The organism is Phyllobacterium sp. P5_D12, from assembly GCF_054049495.1.
In genome coordinates this window covers 1-1,013 of record NZ_JBFUMG010000985.1, presented here as the reverse complement: position 1 = coordinate 1,013, position 1,013 = coordinate 1, and the positions used below count along the sequence as shown (strand labels likewise).

The 1,013-nt window shown below is 52.8% G+C and carries 1 protein-coding gene; it reads left to right on the top strand.

Going from position 1 to position 1,013, the window contains the following annotated elements; translation table 11 throughout:
* Nucleotides 1-1,013, top strand: a 1,013-nt coding sequence (locus tag ACXJ5O_RS28165) for a GGDEF domain-containing protein (RefSeq protein ID WP_457302788.1), incomplete at both ends; no start/stop codon positions are given.

Below are 1,013 nucleotides of genomic sequence, written 5' to 3'. Positions count from 1 at the left end.
CATCGAAGATGTAACCGAGCGTGAGGACGCGCGGCGGCAGCAGATCGAGAGCAAGCGCTACGCGGAAGGGTTGTTCGAATATTCTCCTGTATCGCTTTGGGTGGAAGATTTCAGCCGCATCAAGCGTTTGCTTGATGAAGTGCGGGGGCAGGGCATTACCGATTTTCGTGTGTTTACCGATGTCCATCCTGAATTCGTCGGACAATGTGCAAGTGAGATCCGTGTCATCGATGTCAATAACGAGACAMTCAGGCTGTTTCTCGCGCCCGACAAACTGACATTGTTGCGCAGGCTTCCTGATATTTTCAGGGATGGGATGGATGTGCATTTCAGGGAACAGCTTATCGAACTCTGGAATGGCAACCTCTTCCATCAGCGCGAGACCGTAAATTACGCGCTCGATGGTACCGAACGCCATGTGCTGCTGCAATTTTCGGTTCTGCCGGGCCACGAGCAGGATTGGTCGTTGGTTCAGATATCCTTGACCGATATCACGGCACGCAAGAAGGCCGAAGCCTATCTGGAATATCTCGGCAAGCATGATGTGCTCACCAAGCTTTACAACCGCGCCTTCTACGTGGACGAGTTGAACAGGTTGGAACGTCGTGAATTCCATCCTGTATCGATCATTATCCTCGACCTTAACGGATTGAAGGTGATCAATGATCAGTGGGGACATGGCGTTGGCGATGGTCTGTTACGGCGGGTTGGCGAGGTACTGGCTGGAGCAGTCAAGCCTCCCTGCTATGCCGCGCGCATTGGCGGCGATGAATTCGCCGTTCTTCTCCCGGCCATCGATGAGCTTGGCTGCGCAAGCATGATCGATGAAATCCGCAGCCTTATCGAAATAAACAACCAGTATTATTCCAATATACCCCTGAACATATCGATCGGCGGGGCCACCAGTAATGTCGGAGAGAAGATGGAAGCTGCGGCCAAGCGTGCCGATCTGCTGATGTACGAGGACAAGCGTTCGCATTATTCGTCAGAGAACGAGCGGCGTAACCTAGACT